Origin of the sequence: Gilliamella sp. B2828 (genome assembly GCF_026537125.1) — a bacterium.
Taxonomy (GTDB): domain Bacteria; phylum Pseudomonadota; class Gammaproteobacteria; order Enterobacterales; family Orbaceae; genus Gilliamella.
The window spans coordinates 1-4707 of record NZ_JAFNMU010000020.1 but is presented as its reverse complement, the minus strand read 5'-3'; the positions used below and the strand labels follow the sequence as shown (position 1 = coordinate 4707).

Here is a 4707-nt window from a genome sequence, read left to right as displayed (position 1 = left end):
CTGACACCGCCAGTCAGGACCAGCTTAAAGCAGCGTTAACGACGCTCACTGAAAGTGGCATCTTAGCTTATGCACAGGCAGGCATTGCGTTAACCAGTCCGGAAAATATCCAGTTATCAACCGGTAACAGCGTAAGTGTCACCGCTGAAAACCAGACTGACATCACGGCATTAAAAAACATCACACTGGCATCGGGCGATGCGATAGGGTTATTTGCCCACAAATCGGGGATGAAGGTCTTTGCCAACCAAGGGGATATTGACATACAAGCGCAAAATGCCAACTTGAATATGGCGGCTCAACAAGATATCAAAATCGACAGTGTGGACGGTGAACTCACCCTCACAGCAAGCGAAGAGCTGACGTTAATGTGTGGTGGCTCTTTTATCAAAATCAGCCGTGAAGGCATTGAGCTGGGCACAGCGGATAATGTGTATATAAAAAGCAATGCTCTGCAAAAAATGGGACCGGCAAAAGTAAAAATAAAAAGTACATTACCAATTGGGTGTCAACGAAAAATAGCGCAAGGAACAAAAAATCAAGGAGCAATAGTTGAATTATCATGAATACTGTTACCGAATTTGAATTTATTCAATACAATGATGGTGAATTAGACGATCAACACGCTAATCAATTAACAAAACAACTGATTAAAAATTTTGACAATGCTCAATATGGTTATTTATTGCTGGATCTAAGTTTACGTAACATAAATCAATTGGCTTTAGATAGTGAAATTTATGCTTATATTGAAGAAAATTCCTCATATTTACAATCAATACCGTTTAATCATCCGGCGTTTAATTTTACCAACACGCCATCACTGTTACCCATTGACCGAAAAAACACACATCTTTATGAAATCTTAAAACAGACTGTTTTATTGTCTTATCAAGAAATCAAACCTGAATGGTTATTATCAGGACAGGGACGGGCAATGTGTGGTTGGCTTTTTTCAAATAAATCGATTGATATTGTTTGTCAACATATAGCCAAATTATGCATTCAACGAAGTCAGATTAACAATGGTCTGTATCTTTTACGCCTTTACGATCCTAGCGTATTAAATGCAATATCTGATCTTATGTTACCGCAAATTCGAGATAAAATTTTTGCTCAAACGACCAATTGGTTAATCCTTAATGGAGATGGTTTACTGATCGAATATGCCGCAGTTGAAAATAATAGGCAGCTTATGCCATATCGATTAGGTATAACAGAAACTGAAGAAAATAAAATTGCTCACATAGGTTTAGAAAATCAAATCTTGCTTAACTATCGAAGCAAATTACAACATCAACCGCGTTATAGTGAAGATCAAGCAAGAATACAGATACGCAAAGCACTGGATATTGCCATACAACACCAATTAAACGATCCACAAGATAAAGTTTTATTTGCGTTGCATTATTTAACTCTAGGCAGTGAATTTTATCGAACCCCAAAAATCGCAGAATTACTCAGAATAAAAGATAGTTTCTACCAAAAACGAGTTGCTGCAATCACTGCTGAACAATGGCAACAAATTAAGCAACAAAGTAAAGAATTAATATTAGGAGAACGTTATGACATGTGATTGCGCATCATCAAAAGGACTAACCATATTGCCGGTTAACTACTGTGTCATTCCTAAAATTGAGGGACTTAATTTACCCAATTGGGCAAATCAACCTAAAATTACTGACGCTAAACTTAAATATGACTACAGTTATGCATTAAGAGTCATACGGGAAGGGTTTTTATATCTTTTTTATGAAGAAGGCGCTCGAGGTAACCACTACTGGGAAGTCTATAAAATTGCAAAAAATGGCACATTTTGGAAACAATTTTCCGCACAAATGGCAACTACGGAAGAAGACTGCGGCTGTGCAGCAGTATTACAAAATAGCGCTAGTGCTGAATTTATTTGCATTGAACAACCGCAACAATGTGGAAAAGTATGGTTAGCATTCAGTGAGCATAAATGGGAAAATGATGTTTTGACAAATTACGAAACCGATAATCAGTTGCGCAGTGAAAGAATGAGTTTAATAGAGCCTAAAAAAATGGCTCAAGGCTCCGTTATTGAAGCCAACGGTATAGCACAATTAAACGAAAGCAACGTAAAACAAATCATTGATTATAATGAGAAGTCGATTTTATCTATCATTCCAGATCCAACCATCAAGCGGTCTAAAACGCTAGTTTCCAATGATATAAATCAATGGAATACCGCCTTTTTTAATCAACATTGTACCCTTTACCCATGGGCGATAAACCGCCAGTTAAATCACACTCTTAACTCAGCAAGGGAGCGTTCAACCGAAAAAAACAGCTATATTGTCGGATTAAATGATGCGGCAGGTATCAGTAAAGAACTCAATGGTTGGTGTAATGAAATCATAGGTTACCTAAAGCTATTTAGTGAAGAACGTGAGCATGAAATTCAATCAGATGCATTGTTAACATTGTTCGAAAATAGCTTTATTAAAGCCAACGAAAATGAACGCCGTGAAGCCTTAAAGATTTATGAAGAATTGCATAGACAAAATAATTATTGGTTAGAAAAGGTTACCGAAACCGAAGGTGCAGATTGGTTAGCAAAGCGAAGAGTGCAGTATCAAAAACAATACCTTCTTGAACCGGACCTGCTGGCAGCGTTAAATCAAGGGTGTGATCTGTTTGCTGATTGGATGAAGCAACCACGAGTAGGTGCGTTATATTACCAACGATTGGATGTTGCTATGAAAGAGGTACAAAGTAATAAAAAAATCAGCGACTATCTTAAAAAAATCACCCAATTACGCGCTAAAGCCATTATGACAGTGCAGATAGACGAAACAATGCACAAAGAAGAAGTTGAAAAAATTACTACAATACCAAGAGAACAATGGAAAAAATACCAAGCCAGAATCAATCAACCATTAAGAGACACGTATAACAAAAAATACGAAGCGATCACTCAACAAGCAAGCTTGTTACACGAACAACGTAGCGAAAATGCCTTTATATGGATACAAAGTAATAGTTTTTTGAGCGTGCTTAATGATTATAGTCAGAACAATATTGAGGACGGTATCTTGTTTGAACGACTTGTTATCACGGCAATAGAGGGTTTGCAAGATACAAAGAAAGGTAATCAGGTTATTGGTGACTGGATCAAGGCGCGTAACATTCCTAAAACCAATCTAATCTGGCGAGCAGTAGCCTTTAATCAAACTGCAGCCATTAAAGAGTTAGAAGAATTTTTACTGGATGCTGAAAAATATCGTGAAGTAGACGGCAATGGTCGTTTGCATCGTACGTTACTCAACGTACCAAAAAATCTGTCCTACTTTACCTCAATTAGTCGGGATATTAACAGCAGTCTGCAAAAAAAGAAGCCCGATATCAATGCTAAATTTATCGATAAATTTGCCTACAAACGCGATAAGCTTGCGTCAATTTTAATTGGTAAATTATTCCGAAAACAGCCTGTTCGCGTGATGGTCGACGGTTTGCAAATCGGTGCGGATAATATTAACCATTATATTGGTCAGAAAATTTTTATGGTAAGAGCTGGGCTTGAGCCAGACATCGTTAAATCCGTCATGAATGAATATTATGATCGTAGGGATTGGATTACAAGAATGAAAAAATTAAACATTGATAATCAAATGTTTTCAGGACCCTTCCCTAATGTTGAGCAAAAAGGCCTTAAAGGCCAGTTAGGCAACAATTACCTAAAAACCTATACTCATAACATTCTGAAAAAAATCATTATAAAGAAAAACAATAAACCGACTAGCGTTATTATCAAAGGAAAATACGATGAACTGTGGGACAGTTATCACAGTCGTACATTTGGTCGCGATTTAAAAGGTACAAGGTTGTCGGCTGTTTTAATGGCATTTCAAATACCGGTGATTATGACGCTCATTATGCAAACGGATGATCACACGTCAGACGATTTTTTGAACCAGATTATGGCGGCATCCTTAAGTTTTATTAGTGTTTTCACCGATGTTTTGATTAAACCTATTGATATTGCTTTTAATAATACGAATTTGGTTATTGGGTTAAGAATGACCGGACATCTTACTGGGGCGGCATCTTCAATCTTTGGGTTGATGTATGCTATTCCGCAGGCTTTGAAAAGTAATCAAGATAATATTGAATTAACATTAAATAGAGCTAGCGTAATGGTCTATATTAGTCAATTTTTGAAAGCAAGTACCGCACTGTTAAAAATGTCTACTAAATTGGTTAATCGGGTTATCATTAGGGAATTAATTCTAATGGCTGGATTAAGAATTTTTACCTTTTTTGCATCTTGGTGGTTGCAGTTGATTTTAATCGTGGTGGAGTTTGTCTGGAATTTGATAGTCGATGATGACATTCAAAAATGGATAAGATCCACTCGATTCGGCACGCAATACAACCGAGATGAGACGCCGGATTTTAACACTGAGTTTCAGGCATTTAAAGAGCTAATGAAAGTTGAAGACAATCAGGAAGAAGTGGAGCAACAATCAGACAACTTTTTAACAGCCATCGGATGGGACAGTGATTGGTTATCAGACACATTAGGGATTAATTCCAATAATAACACTTACGCCACAGCCAATATCCCTTATTCTATAAATTAAAAAAGCGATAAACATTATGAGTCTAAAAAATTTTTATAAAATTCAGAAGCAAATCATCGATCGCTCCTGGCGACATCCCCCCAAACCACCGGTTCTACCG

The 4707-nt window shown here is 37.1% G+C and carries 3 protein-coding genes; all 3 read left to right on the top strand.

The window, feature by feature from the left end:
• The coding region (locus tag J3U19_RS11355; protein ID WP_267346359.1) for a DUF2345 domain-containing protein at nt 1-566 on the top strand (566 nt) is incomplete at its 5' end.
• Entirely contained in the window at nt 563-1576 is a 1014-nt protein-coding gene (locus J3U19_RS11350; RefSeq protein ID WP_267342147.1) for a DUF4123 domain-containing protein, read from the top strand. The genes J3U19_RS11355 and J3U19_RS11350, both read left to right, overlap by 4 nt.
• A complete protein-coding gene (locus tag J3U19_RS11345) occupies nt 1566-4607 on the top strand; it encodes a T6SS effector BTH_I2691 family protein (protein WP_267346358.1) in 3042 nt (1013 codons plus the stop codon). Before J3U19_RS11350 ends, J3U19_RS11345 begins: the two co-directional genes overlap by 11 nt.
• Nucleotides 4608-4707 lie beyond the last annotated feature (100 nt).

Coding starts and splice junctions, on each gene's coding strand:
- J3U19_RS11350 (WP_267342147.1), top strand. CDS start 563: ATGAATACTGTTACCGAATTTGAATTTATTCAATACAATGATGGTGAA.
- J3U19_RS11345 (WP_267346358.1), top strand. CDS start 1,566: ATGACATGTGATTGCGCATCATCAAAAGGACTAACCATATTGCCGGTT.